At 70.2% G+C, this 16,567-nt stretch carries 10 protein-coding genes; 5 read left to right on the top strand and 5 right to left on the bottom strand.

Annotation, left to right across the window (positions count from 1 at the left end):
* Nucleotides 1–159: 159 nt before the first annotated feature.
* Together ABZU32_RS18295 and ABZU32_RS18300 are read right to left on the bottom strand one after the other, a co-directional pair.
* Nucleotides 160–876 carry an ABC transporter permease gene (locus tag ABZU32_RS18295; protein ID WP_354923603.1) on the bottom strand — a complete coding sequence of 239 codons (717 nt, stop codon included), beginning with the start codon at nt 874–876 and terminating at the stop codon, nt 160–162.
* On the bottom strand, nt 873–1,796 hold the full coding sequence (locus ABZU32_RS18300) for an ABC transporter ATP-binding protein (RefSeq protein WP_354923606.1): 924 nt from the start codon (nt 1,794–1,796) through the stop codon (nt 873–875). Before ABZU32_RS18300 ends, ABZU32_RS18295 begins: the two co-directional genes overlap by 4 nt.
* A 482-nt stretch (nt 1,797–2,278) precedes the next feature.
* Here ABZU32_RS18300 and pglW point away from each other — a divergent pair, with 482 nt between their 5' ends.
* The 4 genes from pglW (at nt 2,279) to ABZU32_RS18320 (ending at nt 13,754) form a co-directional block, all read left to right on the top strand.
* Nucleotides 2,279–6,511 carry a BREX system serine/threonine kinase PglW gene (gene pglW / locus ABZU32_RS18305; protein ID WP_354923609.1) on the top strand — a complete coding sequence of 1,411 codons (4,233 nt, stop codon included), beginning with the start codon at nt 2,279–2,281 and terminating at the stop codon, nt 6,509–6,511.
* Nucleotides 6,512–6,581: 70 nt separating this feature from the next.
* On the top strand, nt 6,582–7,328 hold the full coding sequence (locus ABZU32_RS18310; RefSeq protein ID WP_354923612.1) for a hypothetical protein: 747 nt from the start codon (nt 6,582–6,584) through the stop codon (nt 7,326–7,328).
* 656 nt (nt 7,329–7,984) lie between these two features.
* The gene (locus ABZU32_RS18315; protein WP_354923615.1) at nt 7,985–12,616 is read left to right on the top strand and encodes a DNRLRE domain-containing protein; all 4,632 of its coding nucleotides are present in this window, start codon (nt 7,985–7,987) and stop codon (nt 12,614–12,616) included.
* Between the two features lie 82 nt (nt 12,617–12,698).
* On the top strand, nt 12,699–13,754 hold the full coding sequence (locus tag ABZU32_RS18320) for a DUF6461 domain-containing protein (protein WP_354923618.1): 1,056 nt from the start codon (nt 12,699–12,701) through the stop codon (nt 13,752–13,754).
* A gap of 25 nt (nt 13,755–13,779) precedes the next feature.
* On the opposite strand, the gene ABZU32_RS18325 is transcribed toward ABZU32_RS18320, so the two are convergent.
* From ABZU32_RS18325 to ABZU32_RS18335, 3 genes are all read right to left on the bottom strand, one after another.
* The gene (locus ABZU32_RS18325; RefSeq protein WP_354923620.1) at nt 13,780–14,124 is read right to left on the bottom strand and encodes a hypothetical protein; all 345 of its coding nucleotides are present in this window, start codon (nt 14,122–14,124) and stop codon (nt 13,780–13,782) included.
* The gene (locus tag ABZU32_RS18330; protein WP_354923623.1) at nt 14,117–14,377 is read right to left on the bottom strand and encodes a type II toxin-antitoxin system CcdA family antitoxin; all 261 of its coding nucleotides are present in this window, start codon (nt 14,375–14,377) and stop codon (nt 14,117–14,119) included. The genes ABZU32_RS18325 and ABZU32_RS18330 overlap by 8 nt, the downstream gene beginning before the upstream one ends.
* A gap of 153 nt (nt 14,378–14,530) precedes the next feature.
* Nucleotides 14,531–15,004, bottom strand: a complete 474-nt coding sequence (locus ABZU32_RS18335) for a hypothetical protein (RefSeq protein ID WP_354923625.1) — start codon at nt 15,002–15,004, stop codon at nt 14,531–14,533.
* A 481-nt stretch (nt 15,005–15,485) separates the two neighbouring features.
* On the opposite strand from ABZU32_RS18335, the gene ABZU32_RS18340 reads away from it, so the two are divergent.
* Nucleotides 15,486–16,490 carry a helix-turn-helix transcriptional regulator gene (locus ABZU32_RS18340; RefSeq protein ID WP_354923628.1) on the top strand — a complete coding sequence of 335 codons (1,005 nt, stop codon included), beginning with the start codon at nt 15,486–15,488 and terminating at the stop codon, nt 16,488–16,490.
* Nucleotides 16,491–16,567 lie beyond the last annotated feature (77 nt).

Raw genomic sequence — 16,567 nt, forward strand, 5'->3', positions numbered from 1 at the left:
AGGCGGCGAAATCCTGGACCCGGTCAAGCTGAGCGGACACCGCACCACCACCACCCGCCGACCACCGACCCGCACGGCACTCAACCAACCGATCCACCGCAGCGGCCGGCATGTGCTCATCCGCCGCGGCGATCACCGCGTTCCCATCGCTGCCCTTGGTCAAGCGCGGGCGCCGTCGTGGCGGTAGCGGACGATGACCGCCGCGCCGAGCGCGAGCGTGTACAGCCCCAGCACCAGGGCCGCCTGACCCACCCGGCCGCCCCCCGCGGCGGCGGCGTGCGCGATGTCGGCCAGCCAGTAGGTCGGCAGCGCCTGGGCGACGGAGGCCAGCGCCCGCGGGAAGACGCTCACCGGGATGAGCAGGCCGCCGGCGAAGCCGAGGAGCAGCAGGAGCGCACCCTGGTAGGTCTGGACGTTCTGCGGCGTGGCCACCTGGCCGACGAGCAGGCCGAGCAGGGCGAACGGCACGGTGCCCGCCCACACGCCGAGCACCGCCCCGGCCCAGCCGCCCGCGGACAGGTGCACGCCCGACAGCAGCGCCGCGGCCAGCGCCACCCCCGCGATCGGCAGGACGGCCACCAGCATCGCCACCGTGGCCTTCGCCGCCAGGTATCCGGCTCCCGTGAGCGGGGTCAGCCGGAGCTGGCGCTGCCACCCGGCGCCCCGTTCGACGGCCGCTCGCGCCCCGGTGTCGAGCGCCGCCCTGAACGCGCCGAAGGCGGCGAGGCCGCCCATGATCGAAGCGGCCCCGTTCGCGCCGCCGAACATGCCGGCCTGCAGCAGGAACAGGCCCACCGGCAGTGCGACGGCGAACGCCAGGAACCTGGAGTCGCGAACCACCCGCCTGACCTCGAACAGCACGTATGCCATCCTCATCGCCGCTCCTCCTCAGGGTCCTCGGTCAGCCGCAGGAACGCCTCTTCCAGGCCCTGCGCGACCACCTCGATGTCGCGGGCGGCCGGGAAGCGGGCCAGCAGCTCCCGTACCACCGCGTCCGCGCAGCGCAACTCGGCGCGGTCGCCGCGCACCCGCGCCTCGACCACCCCGGGCAGCCGCCGCAGTTCCTCGGCGTCCACTCCGGGGACGCAGGCCCGGACGGTACGGCCGGACACCCCTGCCATGACCGCGGCGACCGGGCCGTCGGCCGCGATCCTCCCGTCGCGCATGAGCACCACCCGGTCGGCGTAGTCCTCGGCCTCCTCCAGGTAGTGGGTGGCGAAGATCACCGTCCGGCCGGAGTCGGCGAAGGCGTGCATCGACCGCCAGAAGTCCCGGCGCCCGCCCACGTCCATCGCCGCCGTCGGCTCGTCCAGCACCAACAGGGCGGGGTCGCAGACCAGCGCCATGGCGAAGCGCACCCGCTGCTTCTGGCCGCCGGACAGCCGCGCGGCCCGGCGCGGGCCGAGATCCTCGACGCCGGCCTTGCGCAGCGCCTCCTCCACCGGCAGCGGAGCGCGGTGCAGCGCGGCGGCCAGCGCCACGGTCTCCCTGACGGTGACGTCGTCGAGCAGCCCCGCCTCCTGGAGCATCGCGCCCACCGCGCCACCGGCGACGGCCCGGCTCGGCGGGTCGCCGAACAGCCGCACCTCGCCCGCGTCCGGCCGGGTCAACCCCAGCAGCATGTCGACCGTGGTGGACTTGCCGGCGCCGTTGGGACCGAGCAGGGCCACGACCTCGCCGCGCCCGATCAGCAGATCGACCTCCTCCACGGCGCGGACCTCGCCGTAATGCTTGCGGAGTCCGCGGAGCTCCACCGCATACTCCTGGGCCGTCCGTGCGGCCTGTGTCGTCGTCATGCCGCCAGCATCCGGCTCCCCGCGCCGCCACTCCCCCGCCGTTTGTCACGACCACCCCACGACAGATGTCACGGCCTCCACCGCGTGCCGGATCGGACACCGTGAGTGTGCGAAGCCCTGCGCCCCCGTGCGGGCCGCCTCGTACGCCTCTCCCCGGCCTTGAGCACCGCCCCGCCGCGACGATATCCGGCCGACCGTTCTCCGCAAGGCCGCAGATGCCCCGCGAATCGGGATTCAGCCGAGCCCGGCCGACCGTCCCCCCGCCTCGGCCTGAATCGTTCCCAGCACCCCGAATCGCACGTCCTCGGCAACGCTCACCGCAGCCCTCCCGGCCTTGATCACCGCCCCCGCCGCGACGATATCCGACCGTTCCCGCACCGCAAGCCCGCAAGGTACGGGTAAACCACGGGGAAGTCCGGCGCGACCTTATGTGGCCCGGCAGGATGGACGGCGGGCGGGCACGGCTTCCGAAGATAGCTGGGGTGGGTGTGGAGGCGGGAAGCAGGCGCTGGGTGGAGGTCACTCCGTCGGAGTACGCGCACGAGAGAGGCGGGCTGGCGGCGATCCGCGACCTGCTGCCGGACACCGACCCCTACCGTGCCTGGTCGAACTTCACCTTCACCACGCGCAGCGGCCGGCAGTACGAGGTCGACCTGCTGGTGATCGGCCAGGCCGGCGTCTACCTGCTGGAGCTCAAGCACTGGTCGGGGACGATCACCGGGGACCATCAGACCTGGTTCCACAACAGGCGCGCCGAGGACAATCCGCGTCTGCTCACCGATGTCAAGGCCAAGCACTTCAAGCAGCTCCTGGTCGACGTGTCGGGCAGTGCGCGCGGCATCCCGTTCGTGTACGCCGGGGTCGTCCTGCACCAGCCCGGCGCACAGGTGCGGCTCACCGACCGGGGCCGGGCGGGGGTGTACCGCATCGACGGGCAGGGGCCGGCGGGGCTGGACGAGCTGCTGGCCGACCTGCTGGCCAGGCCGCCCAGGGACGGCCGTGATGTGATCGACCGTGAGCGGTCGGTGCGGCTGGCCAAGGTGATCGAGCGGGCCGGGGTGCGGCGCAGCGTGCGGCACCGCACGGTGGGCAACCTGCTGCTGGACGACAACCCGCTCGCCGAGGGGCCGGGCTGGCAGGACTACCTGGGCCGGCACACCGCGCTCGACCGGGTGCGCCGGGTGCGGTTCTACATCCGGGACGCGCAGGCGTCGGACGAGGAGAAGATGGCGAGCCTGCGGGCCGCCCGCCGCGAGTTCGGCATCCTGGAGAACGTCAGCCATCCGGGCATCGCGCAGGCCATCGAGTTCTACGAGCACGAGCGCGGCCCGGCCGTGGTGTTCGCGCACGACTCCTCGGAGGTGCGGCTCGACCATTTCCTGGCCGGTCGCACCGACGGCCTGACGATCGACCACCGGCTCGACCTGGTGCGGGCGCTGGCCGACACCCTCGGGTACGCCCACCGGCGCAGGCTGGTGCACCGGCGGCTCAGCCCGCGCTCGGTGTTCGTGCGGCCGATGGCGCAGGGCCGGTACGGCGCGCGGATCCGCGACTGGCACACGGCCCTGCGCATGGCACCCGCGACGCGCGACTCCTATGTCCCCGGCACGCGCACGCTGGACGACCTCACCGACGTCGGCGTGCACGGGTACCTGGCGCCGGAGACCCGGCACGACCAGGACGCCGACCCGGTGGTGGCCGACGTGTTCGGTCTCGGCGCGCTCGCCTACCTGATTTTCACGGGGCGGCCTCCGGCGGACAGCGGCGAGGAGTTGCAGCAGGTGCTCGCCCAGTCGGGCGGCCTGGACGTCAGCGCGGCGCTGGACGGCGCGCCGCAGGCGATGGTCGACCTGGTCAGGGAGGCGACGGCCGGGGACACCGACCTGCGGCTGCAGTCGGTCGGCGACTTCCTGCGCGAGTTCACCAAGCTGGTGGCCGAGCTGTCGCAGCCCGAGGAGGCGGCCGAGCGGGTCGACCCGTTCGAGGCCGAGCCGGGCCGACGCATCGGCACCGACGAGGATCCGGCGCGGTTCGAGGTGCTGCAGCGCCTCGACCAGGGTTCGACCGCGCTCGCGCTGCTGGTCCGGGACGAGCGCCGCCTGGCACAGGACGGGCCGGCGGGCCGCGAGGGGAACCGCCGGGCCGAGGCCGTGCTGAAGGTCGCGCTGGACGAGGACGCCGCGCGCCGACGGCTGCTGGACGAGGCCGAGGTGCTGCCGCAGGCCCGCGACAGCCGCATCGCCCAGCTTCTGGAGGGGCCGCTCGTCGTGGGCGGCCGTACGGCGCTGCTGCTGGAGGACGCCGGGCGCGAGAGCCTGGCCGCGCTGGTCAAGCGGGAGGGGCGGCTGTCGCTGGACCTGCTGGAACGCTGGGGCAAGGACCTGCTGGAGATCCTGGTCTCGCTGGACCTGGCCGGGGTGAACCACCGCGACATCAAGCCGGACAATCTCGCCTTCCGCGAGCTGGGCAAGAGCCGACAGGTCCATCTCACGCTGTTCGACTTCTCGCTGTCCCGCGCCCCGCTGGAGAAGACCGGCGTGGGCACGCCGCCGTACCTGGACCCGTTCTTCGACCCGGTGCACCGCCCGCGGTACGACGCGGCGGCCGAGCGGTACGCGGCGGCGGTGACCCTGTACGAGATGGCCACCGGCCAGACGCCGGAGTACGGCGAGGGCAACCGCAGCCATCCGGCGGTGATCAGCGCCGACGTGACGATCGACCCGGCGCTGTTCGAGCCGACCGTACGCGAGGGCCTGGGCCGGTTCTTCGCCAGGGCGCTGGCCCGCGACCCGAAGAGCCGGCACGACACGGTCGAGAGCATGCACACCGAGTGGCGGGCGATCTTCGCCGTCGTGCCGCCGGCGGCGGGCGACGCGACGCCGGCGGGCGCGGCCGAGCCGGTGGCCGGGGAGGAACTGGACGAACGGGCCGCCGCCGCCGGCCTGGAGACGCCGGTCGCCGACGCCGGGCTCACCCCGCGCGCCGTGGACGCCCTGCACCGGGTGGACGTGCGCACGGTGGCCGACCTGCTGGCCCGTTCCCCGTTCGACATCGCCCGCCTGTCGGGGGTGTCGGAACCGACCCGACGCGAGGTGCGCCGCCGCGCCAAGCAGTGGCGGGCCCGGCTGCGCCCGGGTGAGGGCCTCACGCCTGCGCCGGCCGGGCCGCGGGACGTGCCCCGGCACAGCGTGGACGGCGTCCTTGCCTCGCTGCTGCCCAGGCCGGGCCGGGCCGACTCCTCGGCGGAGGCGGTGATGCGCGCCTACCTCGGCCTGTCCGGGGACCACCCGCCGATGATGTGGCCGACGCACGGCGAGGTCGCGCGGGTGAGCGGCATCACGGCGAGCCGGGTGGGGCAGATCGCGTCCACGGCCCGCGAGAGCTGGCGGCGCAACCGGGCGCTGACCGAGGCGCGGGCGGAGATCGCCGACCTGGTCGCGCAGGCCGGTGGCGTGGTCGCCGCGACCGACGTCGCCGAGTCGCTGCTGACGGCGCGCGGCTCGGTGAGCGACGGCGCCGAGCGGCTGACCCGGGCGCTGGGCCTGGTGCGCGCCGCCGTGGACGTCGAGGGCGACCGGGGTGCGGAGGCCCGCCTGCTGACCAGGCGGTGTTTCGGCACGGCCGTCCTGGCTCTGGAGGTGCCGGACAACCCCGAGGCCGTCCCGGGCACCGACCTGCTCGACTACGCCGTGCGCCTGGGCCGCGCGGCCGACCGGCTCGCCGCACTCGCCGCCGAGGAGTCGCTGCCGTCGGCGGCGTACTGCGAGACGCGGCTGCGCGAGGTGCGGCTCGCGCCGGGCATGGCGCCGCTGACCCCGGTACGGCTGGCCGCGCTGGCCGCCGCCGCGTCGGAGAGGGCGGCGGCGAACGGCCGCGGCGAGGTGTACCCGGCGGGGCTGGACCCGGTGCGGGCGCTGCGGCAGCTCGCCTCCTCGCTGGCCGTCGTGCGGCACGGCCTGGACGCCGAGCAGCTCAGGGCCCGGGTGCGCGCCCGCTACCCCCTGGTGGGCGAGCTGCCCGACCGGCCGAGGCTGGACGCGCTGCTGCACGTGGCCGAGGTCCCCCTGGTGTTCAGCGACGGGCGGTACCTGCCGCGCGACCGGGCCTCCAGCGGCCTGGCCACCGGCCACGGCCAGACGTCGGTCACCCGCGTCGGCGGCGGCAGCCGGGCCCGTGAGCCGGTCGCCTTCGAGCGGCGAATGGCCGCCTCGCTCCCCGAGCACGCCTTCGTGACGCTGTCGGTCGACTGGCGCCACTACACGCGCGCGGTGGCCCGGCTGGCCGGGCGGTTCGGCGTCACGCCGGTGGACGCCACGACCGAGCTGCTGGCCGCGATGCGGCGGGAGGCGGACGCGCACGAGGTGGACTGGTCGCTGGTGCTGCGCAGCGACCGCCCGGACGCCGCCCCGCAGGACGCTGCGAACCTGCGGACGCTGGTGGCGATGGCGGCGGCGCCGCTGGAGGAGCGCCTGGAGGGCGACCGGCGGCCGTTGCTGATCGTGGAGGCCGCGCCGCTGGCCCGCTACGACCGGCTGGCGGTGCTGGAACGCCTCGCCGACCAGGCCACGGCCCGGCCCGCCGCCCGCTGGCTGCTGCTGCCGGTCGAGCAGGACGGCCCGCCGTCCATCGACGGCCGCCCCGCCCCCGGCGCCCTGACCGCGCTCCGCCTCCCCACCTCCTGGATCACTCGCCCCGAGGACACCGCGGCCTCCTGACCGCCCCCGGCCGGGCCTCCCCAGGCCGATGAGTGGGGCGGAGTGGGTGTGCCGTTCTAGGAGCAGCGGAGTGGTTGACGTCAAGAAGGTTCTGACTCTGGTCGTTGCGACGACGGCCGTCATTGTACTGGGCGGGTGCGGGCGGCAGCCGATCACTCAGGCGAGCTCAGGCGGCACCGGCAACGCCAAGACGGGAAAGCTCGACGTCGCCGTCTTACGGACGCGCGAATACGATCACCTGGTCTTCGACTCCCCCGAAGACCTTGCCGCCAGTCGTGCCGCTCCTGTCGTGGTCGCGGGCGAGGTGGCGAAATTCTCGCAGGGCCGCGTCATCATCGGTGCGGTTCCCGACGACAACCTCTACAACGTCGTCATGCAGGTCGACGTGACGGAACAGTTGAAGGGAATCAACGGGACAGATGCCCTGGTGAATCGGCAAGTGCTCGTGGAGCTTCCCCAAGGCCCGCTTTGCGGCTCAGATCTCACGCCATGCCGGTCTCTGCGGGACTTCGAGGCCGCCATCCCTGCCGGAACTTGTGTCCTGCTGTTCCTCCAACCTGCCAAGACCTCGGCGGCAGGCATGGCCGACGGCGGAAGAACGGTCGATCCTCATGCTGGACGACCGGCGAACGCCCCGCTTTTCACGGCATATCCGCAGGGCCTGGTCTTCGAGCAGGCATCAGATGTCGACAAGAAACTGGTCGGCGGTTTCGAGGACCTGGAGGATCAACCTGAAGGCTGGCAACCAAAGAACCGCTCGATGTCTCCCATGAATGAATACATCAACCGAATTAAGTCCAAAGGGTTCACCGGGTAACGAACACCGTCCGATCACGACCCCGCAGTCAACATCGGCGACGAGGCGGCGGCTCTTGATCAGCGCCTGGTCGCCGCAGTCCCCGTACGCTGCCGACGACCTGCCACCTCGGACCCACGCACCCGCGTACCGATCCCCACCCCGAGCCAAGAACTATGGGAAAGCCGACAAGACCCGGTCGGCCCGCCACCCATACCCGCATTCACCGGGCCCGACCCACGCGGAGAAATTTGCCCCTGAAGATCACGAACGGAATAGCACGGTGGATTCAGGCTTAGTCAGTTCTTCGCGTTCGATGTTCTTGCCGGACTATTTGTCGGCGAAGATGCGCAGGTATCCGGCGTCGGTCAGCGCGCGAGTCAACGGGGCCAGAAGTTGTCCAGTGGTCGAGACGCGGGCGTAGCCGATCAGGGCCCGGCAAAAACACCTCATGGTGCAGGCCGTTTCCCTTACGGAGCACACCGCCCCCGTCACTGAAAACTATCTTTACTTTTATTTGCGCTTTATGTAATGATCACTCCGCTTTGCGACATTTAGTCGCATCTACTTGAAAGGCTGGAGTGAACACATCACCCACAGCGTCAGGCTTATCCAGCCGGACGCGGCGTCGCGCTGCCCTGATCGGGGTTGTAGCGCTGCCGCTCTCACTGCTGAGCGTGCCCGCGGCCGCCCAGGACCCCCCACCATCCCCCAACCCGACCCTCGCATCGCCGACCCAGCCGAGCGCCGCCTCTGATCCAACGCTCAAGACCGCCTGGGACAAGGCGGCCACGTCCGGCAAACCCGTTGAGGTGCCTTCCCGGTTCACCGAGACCATGAAGGTCTGGGCACAGCCCGACGGCAAGAACCTGCGCGCCGAGTTGCACACCCAGCCCGTCCAGCTCAAAAACAAGGCCAGCGGCGCCTGGGAGCCCGTCGACACCCGCATCGTGACCCACGGCGGCACGCTGCAGGCCGCACGGGTCAAAACCCCGCTGACCTTCGGCGGGCGCGGCACCAAGCACCTGGTGTCGGCCGCCGAGGAAGAAGGCAAGATCGCCTTGGAGGTGACCCGGGCGCTGCCGGAGCCGAAGATCTCCGGTAGCACGGTCACCTATCCCGACGCCGTCGCGCCAGGCGCCGACCTGGTGGTGCTGGCCCTGGCCGACGGGTTCGTCTCCCAGGTGGTCTTCCGCCGCAAGCCGGATGGCCCGGTGACGGTGCGTCTGCCGCTCACCCTGCCTAAGGGCACCTCATTCGGCAAGGGCCCCGAGGGGCTGCCGCAGCTGAAAGACGCCGAGGGCAGGGCCAAGGCGGCGCCGGTCGTGCTGACCGCGATGGACGCCAAGGTGGAGGCCTCCCCCGAGCAGGGCAAGAGCTCCCCGGTCACCGCCCGGGTGGAGACGTCCGGCGCGACCTCACAACTGGTGTTCACCCCGGATGCGGCGTTCCTGGCCGACCCGGCGCTCACCTACCCGGTGACGATCGCCGCCGCCTCCCAATGGTTCGGCGGCGGCACCCCCGACGACGCCTGGGTCAGCAAGAATAGCCCGAGCAGCAATAACGCCGCGGCCGGATGGCTGCGCGCCGGCACCACCCAAACCAGCGCCGACATCGCCCGCACCTACCTGAAGTTCAACACCACGGCACCGGAACTCGTGGGCGCCACGGTGGTTGATGCGGACCTGTATGTCTGGAACTACAAGTCCGGCGGCCCCAATGGCCAGCTATGCGGCAACGAGATCGGGTCGGGCATCGCCGCCTCCCTCATCACTTCCGCTTGGACTCCCACCGGCTTGAGGTGGTCCAACCAGCCCTCCAACGCGGGCATCATGACGGGCTCAGGCAACAAGGCCGGCTACAACATCGACGCCAGCGGCACCTGGTGCGCCAGTGAAGCGGCGCTCGTGCACCGGGTCACCGGCATGGCCCGCGCCTGGATCGAACAGGGCGTGGCCAACCATGGGCTGGTGCTGCGCGCGGTCACCGAGAGCCCGGCAATCAACTGGCGTCAGTACTACGCCAGCGAATACAGCGGCGACCCCTACCCGGGCTACCGCCACCCACCCACCCTCATGATCGAATACACGCCGGCCCCGGAGTATCCGCCCGGTGACGACGTCGGATGGTTCAAGGCCGGCGAAGGCTTCCCCGACAGCGCGACCGCGGACCAGATCCGGGCGGCCACCTACCGGTCGAGCCAGCCGATAGAGGCGGGCGAGGTCTCCGACGCGGAGGCGGAGGCGATGCAGGGACAGGCGCCGGAGTTCGTGGAGAATCCGGCCGTCACCTTCGGACGCCCTGCCGACGTGAGCCAGGAGGAGTGGAACTCACTCAACCCCAACAATCCTCAACCCGATCCCGACCAGCCGTCCGTGATCAGGACGGTGCCGGACCTCGGCGCAACGAACGCCCAACCGGACGTGCATGTCGAGGCACGCTTCAGTGAGCCCGTGACAGGGGCGCACATCACCCTCAAGGACCGCACAGGTCAGACGGTGCCCGGCACATCAGGCGCCAACGCTTCAGGAGACGGCGCGACATTCGTCCCTGACGCGCCCCTCGCGCCCGGCATGCAGTACACCGCGGAGGTCAGCGGGGCCCAGGACGCCGACGGGCATCCGATGGTGGCGCCGTACGACTGGCCGTTCACCATCACGTTGTCGACCTCCACCCCCACGCCGACGCCCACCGACCCGCCAGGCGAGCAGCGGACGATCTCGCTGCCAGTGCAAGCCGACACATGGGTGGACGACCATGGATCAGTTGGACCGCAAGGGCCGACGCTCTGGTCCGGCGCATACGATTATGAACAGTTCAAGGCGATCGAGCGAAGCTTCTTGAGCTTCGACACCTCATCCATCGCCGGAAAGACGATCGTCGGCGCCGAGCTGGAACTGTGGAACAGCTCCGCATACGGCTGCGGCACCAGCCAGTCCGGCATCAAGGCACAGCTGCTCACGCAGCCCTGGAACGCCGACCTCCTCACGTGGGACGACCAACCGGCGACCAGCGGCGAGGGTGAGTCGATCGCTCGCGATCCGGGCGGATGCGCCGACGACTCCCCGGCGACCGATGTCGCCTGGACCTGGCAGGTGAAGGACATCGTTCAGGCGTGGGCATCGGGTCAGGACGACTACGGTTTCATGCTGCGCGGCGTGGACGAATCCTCAGACGCCCCCCAGTACGACCGTGGATTCCACTCAGCGGAGACCGAAGCGGAGGTCCCGCACCCGCCGGTGTTGAAGGTCACCTTCATCGACGGCGGCTCCGGCCCCAGCCCGAGCCCCACTGCGGGACCGGACACCGTCCCGCCCACCGTCGTCGCCGTGGAACCGGCTGACGACGCGGACGACGTGGCGCCCGCCGCGCAGATCAAGGTGACCTTCAGCGAGCCGGTGGCAGCGGCCTCTTTGGCACTTGTAGACATCTTCACGGAGGAGGGCCTACCCGGGGACACGACCATGAGCCCCGACCGAAGGGTGCTGACGTTCACGCCACGGTGGCCCCTCGACTCCTGGTACTGGTCCACCGTCAGTGGGGTCACGGACGATGCGGGCAACGCCATGGCCGAACCCTACGAGTGGTGGTTCGGCGTGGGGCCGCTCCTGACGATGGCGCAGAAGAAGGCTCGGGCGTCCGCCACCACGGCGGGCGGTCCGTCCGTGAGCAGGGCGTGGACGCGTACGCGGAAGGCCGGCGACGGCGTCGCGAAGCTCGTGACCACCACACCGGAATTCATGATCAAGGTAGCCGCCCCCGGCAAGCGGCATGCCGTCGTGGAGGTGCAGGTCGAGCACGGCCCGAAGGTTCCGGCACAGGGCAAGGGGCTCATCTGGTCGGGGATCGCGAAGTCCGGCCCCGGATCCGTGGGCATCGTCCGCATGCCGACCGGGAAGATCATCGATGGCTGGGACGTGCGCTGGCGAGCCCGTGCCCTCAGCGGTGGCGTGATAGGGGCATGGTCCGGTTGGCAGGCGGTCACGGTGGACACGTCTCGCGCGGCGCCGCTGGCCTCCGTGCAGGCGGTGGCGGCCGAGCCGACCTTCACCTATGACCGCATCGAGAACGACGCGCAATGCCGCGCGCTGACGGGCCCGAAGGCCTACACGGTGAAGAATTCCTACAACTGGTGCATGTGGGGCGAGATCGGCTCACAAGTGAGCTTCTACGTGAACAGGAGGCGCGTAGGCTCCGTCAGATACGACGCTCGCGTCACGCTCACCGCTCATTCCTTCACGGGAGAGTCTAAGAGCACCGCAGCCCGGCTGGCGAACCAGTACGGCAGTCGGCAGTTCAAGGTGTATTTCCACCTGGACAAACTCGAAAGAAGCGGGAAGACGAACATCCCGGCCCTGCTCCCAACGGTCAAAGCCGGGGCGGAGACGTTCCCCTTCAGCCTCGGGCTCGCGTTCAATCCGACGAACAAGTGTTCCGTGTCACCGATCGGATTGAACAAGTTCATATACAAGACCCCCGAGGCATGGGAGCAGGAAGGCGGCAACTTCACCTTCACCTCGGATCCCGCGGACTTCGCGGCGCCGGATCACAGGGCTCGTTGCAAGTTGCAGCCGCAGGTTCACATGCTCGAGCAGGTGGAGGACCCGTACGCATACCTGATGCAGGAGAACCCGGTCTTCCGCTGCGACAGCTCGCCTGCCATCAAGACGGCGAAGGGTGGTTGCGTGGTCTTCAAGGACGGCCGCCCGGTCTTCGAGTTGAGCAAAGCGGCCCAGGTGAAGGGGCCGGGAAATCAGCTCATGACCAACCCGGTCAAAGAGTCGGCGCAGCACATCTGGGACGCCTGGAACAATCCGGTGAGCACCGTGCCCTTCGACCCCAACAAGAAGGTCCCCGGCTTTTCCTGGAGCACGCCCTTGCAGCGGAACACCGACACCAGCAAGAAGGGACTGGGTGGGCAGAACAGAGAGGTGGCCATCAAACAGTGCGACATCTCCTTCAGCGATCCGCGGCCGCGTCCGCCCGGTCTACGGTATACCCGTAAGCTGAAGGATCCCCAGGGGAACACGATTCGCCGATCGTGTGATGAGTTCCCCTTCGCCGCCACTCACCAAGGAGCGTCACTGGCGGGCACCAACTATTCGGCTCGCGCGATTCTGGCGTCCGACAACTCCACCGCGGGATCCTGGATGGGCTGGTGGTTCGAGCGTAACCGTGTTCTGGAGAAACAGAAGTTCACGGTACGGATCTCGGACAGCCAGGAACCTGGATCACTCGGCTACTATCCGCCGCCGGGCACGGATACCCTGGCCGACGAGCAGATTGTTCCTGACGCCGAGGCTTCCTAGCCGTCCATACTTCGCATAAGGTGTGGCCCGGCCTCCGGCTTTTCCGGTTGGCCGGGCCCTTTCTCTTTGCCGGGAGACGACATTGGACTCCGATGCGCTGACGCACTACCGCAAGCTGCTGGAGGAGAACCTGGACGTCCCGTTGTGCGTCACGTGGATTGAGTGCATGCCGGCCACCGAGGCGCTCGTCGTGGCGGGAGGGCAGGAGGACGGCTCGAGCAGGCGCACCTTCACGCAGACCGTACAGGCGGCCTACGACGCGCTTCCCGCTCGGGCCGGCGCGGCGATGGCCGGAAGCCTGGGGTCCTGGACCGTCCTGGTCGAGCCCAACGGCTTTCAAGGGACGCGTCCAGAGGTTCTGGCCCGGTTGGCGCGGCAAGGACGGGCGCTCAGCGTGTTCTGGAACGCCAACGCGGACGGGCAACTCGCCTATGCCGAGCACGGCCGCGTCCTGGTCACGGCGGATCTGCTCGACCCCGAAGAGCTGGAAGACCTCGAAGACCTGCCCGACGCGCTGTCGGCCTGGCCCGAGCTGGCGGAACAGGACGATCTCCGCAGTGCGGCCCTGGCCTTGGGCGAGATGCTCACCGGCGAGCGTCTGGCGGCGGAGTGGCTGGCCGCGGAGCACCAGAGCGCCGTTCTGGACGCGTACGCGGAACCGGCCGGAGCGGTTCTGTCCGACCAGGACAAGCGCGACCATCTCGCTTATCTCGCCAGCGACCCACGCGTGGCCGACCTCATCGCAGCCCCTGACCCCAGCCGCGCGCGTGAGATCGCCGCGCTGGTGGCGGAGACCGCGTGCGAGCTGAGCGACCTGCACGTGCCGGTGGCCGACCGTGTTGCGACCGCTTTGACGGGGGCGCCGAGTCCAGCCGTTCTCGCCGAACTCCGCGCCGAAGTACGTCTCCTCAGCCAGGAACTGCTGGCCCAGAGTCCGTCGGCCGATTCTCCCGTTGAGACCGTGGAACGTTGGCGCGCGCGGTACCAGGCATTGAGCGTGCTTGAGGCCGCGGTCGGTGAGGACGCCCTGGCCGCGGCCAGGGATGCGATCTGGCGGATCGGCATGCTTCGATTGGGCGACCGGGCGGGCCGCCGGGTGGGCACGCTCATGGCAGTGCTGGAACAGCTCCAGAAGTAGGGCCGGGAACTACCTCCGCCATCGCTCACACGAGGTACTGAAGACGGTGGCCGGCCAGGGAACGTGCCGCACGCGTGATCAGATTCGCCGGCGTGCGACGCCGGGAGCCCGCCAGGGCGATGCCCTGCTTGGCGCCGGCCAGCGGGGCGATCTCCACCGACTCCAGCAATGCCATGCCGTACAGGGCGTCAGCGACCTCGGAGGACCTGGAGTCCAGCGACGCCCCCACGAGGGCGAGCGCCGGGATGACCATCGGCTGATTCTCGGCGTCGAACCGTCGCACGATGTTGATCAGGTCGGGGTCCCCGCGCACCACCTCGGACAGAAGGGTCGTGTCGAACACGAGGGGGATGGGGGTGTGGTCAGACACCGAAATAGAACTCCTTCATAGCGGCGATCCTGCACTCGGCCCGCTCGACGGAGCCCGTGTCGGCAGCGGCGGCCGCGGCACGAGCCGCCCAGGCGGCCTTCGCCCGGCGTTCCTCGTTGACATGGGCGGCGAGGGCATCGTTGACGTAGGCGGACAGCGAACGCACGTCGCCCTCCTCAAGACGCGCTTCGGCGTACTCGACGAGGTCGGCGTCGACGGTGACCGTGACAGGACGCTTCCGTGCTTTGCTCATAGTCACATCATTTGATTCGAATAAGATCTTTGGTCGCTCCAACCGGAACGCCAGAACCAGAGCCGCAGGGGGTTGGTTCCGGAGCGCTGGTCGGGCTGGTTCTGGACGGGGATCGGGACCCCGGCCGGGTGAGGGCCGGGGTGGCGGGAGCGGTCAGTCGCCGGACGGGTCGGGGTCGGAGGCGACCGGGAGCCGCGGGTCCGAGGTGGCGGCCGGCGCGGAGGCCGAGGTCGGGGCCGGACCGGGAGGCGAGCCCGGAGCGGGGGCCGGGATGGGGGTGGGAGCCGGGGCGCGGGTGGTGATGGCTTGCGCGGCGGCGGTGGGATCGAGGGTGCTGTGGGTCGCGACGGGGAGGCCGCCGGGCTCCTTGAGCAGATACCAGGCGCCGCCTCCGCCGGGGACGTCGACCACGGCCACCGTCACGATCAGCCGTCCGCCGCCGTACACGTCCAGCTCCGGCGGGAGCAGGAACGGCCGGTAGTAGGCGCCTCCCATCGGCAGGTGCAGGCGCTCGACCGGACGGCAGCGCAGGCCGTGGCACTCCAGCTCCTTGGCCAGGTCGCCGAGCGCGGCGCGGTGGCGCTCGGCCTGGTCCTCCGGCATCCCCCAGAACCACAACGCGGTCACGCAGCCCACCTCCCCGCTCTGGTCCCGGTCCCGGCCCCGGTCCTGGCTCCGGCTCGGGACGCGAGGGTTCCGACGACGGGACCGGACGGGACGGCACCGGCGACGGGCCCGAGCAGGGGGGGGACCGCGATGGGGCCGGAAGGGAGGGAGTCCGCGACCGGCCCGGACGGGAGGACGCCGGCGACCGGGCCGGGCAGGAGGGGGTTCGCCAAGTGCCCGGGCGGGGTGGCGGGTGGGGCGGTCATGGGGTGGTGGCCCAGGAGTGCCGGCGGTGGGGCCTCAGGGGGCAGGAGAAGGCTGGGGCGGGGCATGGGGATCGCACTCCTGATCGAGTCGGCGGCGATTTTCAGAACTGGCGCTCCGTAATCGGGACGTCATTTAGAGTTACGATCAGGCTGGCCGGTCGTCCGGAGGGGAGCAAGGGCTGATCCCCTGTGGTGATCGGCTCGCTATTCCGGTTCCCCTCGGAGGTGATTCCGACATGCCCGCTGCACGTAAGAACATCGACCGATACAAGTCGATGGCGCACTATTTCGGGTCGATCGTCCGCGATCTTCGCGATTCGTACGAGCGGCGGGTCGGCGAGCCGATCACCGTCGCCCAACTGGCCCAGAGGACGGGCTATTCGACCTCCATGCTGGGCGCCATCGAACGAGGCCGGTGCCTGCCGGAGTCGGGCGCACGCGTTCAGGCGATCGACGACGCGCTGTGCGCGGACGGGCAGTTGAAAACCCTGTGGCCCCTGGTACAACGCCTCGGAAATACCACCCTGGACGAACTCGCCACCGCGACAAATCTGACTATTTCCGGTTACCGTGAGAACGGCAGCGGCGGCATACTCCCCCAGGGAGACGATATGGAACGACGACACCTATTCCAGTTGGCCGGCCTGGGCCTGCTTGCTCAAAGTCCACTGCTCAACGCGGGAGATTCGGCCCGTAAGAGCTTCGACCGCATCCTGAACACGGCTGACAGCTTCACCGTGGACGACTGGCTCATGACCTGCGCGGACTACCTGCACGCCGTGGCCACCCGGCCTCCTGCCACCGTCCGCGACGACCTCGCTCTCGACTTGGTGGCGCTCTACCACGTCATCGAGCGCGAGACCACGGGTCGCGCCGCCGAACTGCAACGAGCGGCGGCCTGGCTGTCGGCGGTGAACGCCAACCTCCTTACTCGACTCGGGGAGTACGGCCCCGCACGCCGCTGGTGGACCACCTCCCGCATCGCCGCCGACGCCTCCGCCGACGCGGACATGAGGGTGTGGGTTCGCGCGACCGAGGCGGTGTTCGCTCTCTACGCCCCGCGCGCACCGGAGACCGTGCTGAGCTTGGCTCGTAACGCTCAGACCCTCGCGCAAGGACGGGTCACCGTTGGACTCCTCAAGGCCGTGGCCGCCGAAGCGCAGGCGTTGTCCGTGCTCGGGAGACAGCAGGAGGCACGTGAACGGCTGAACCACCTCCACGATCTAGTGCGGTGTCCATGAACGTTCGCCGGGTTGGTTGATCAGGCGGCCTGGTTGGCGGGTCGTCCCCAGCGGCGTTGTTTCTCGCTGCGGATGCG

Origin of the sequence: Sphaerisporangium sp. NPDC005288, assembly GCF_040607475.1 — a bacterium.
Lineage (GTDB): Bacteria > Actinomycetota > Actinomycetes > Streptosporangiales > Streptosporangiaceae > Sphaerisporangium > Sphaerisporangium rhizosphaerae.

Bases quoted from the DNA above. Each gene is read 5' to 3' on its own strand.
- ABZU32_RS18295 (WP_354923603.1), bottom strand. From the start codon at position 876: ATGAGGATGGCATACGTGCTGTTCGAGGTCAGGCGGGTGGTTCGCGAC.
- ABZU32_RS18300 (WP_354923606.1), bottom strand. From the start codon at position 1,796: ATGACGACGACACAGGCCGCACGGACGGCCCAGGAGTATGCGGTGGAG.
- ABZU32_RS18330 (WP_354923623.1), bottom strand. From the start codon at position 14,377: ATGAGCAAAGCACGGAAGCGTCCTGTCACGGTCACCGTCGACGCCGAC.
- ABZU32_RS18340 (WP_354923628.1), top strand. From the start codon at position 15,486: ATGCCCGCTGCACGTAAGAACATCGACCGATACAAGTCGATGGCGCAC.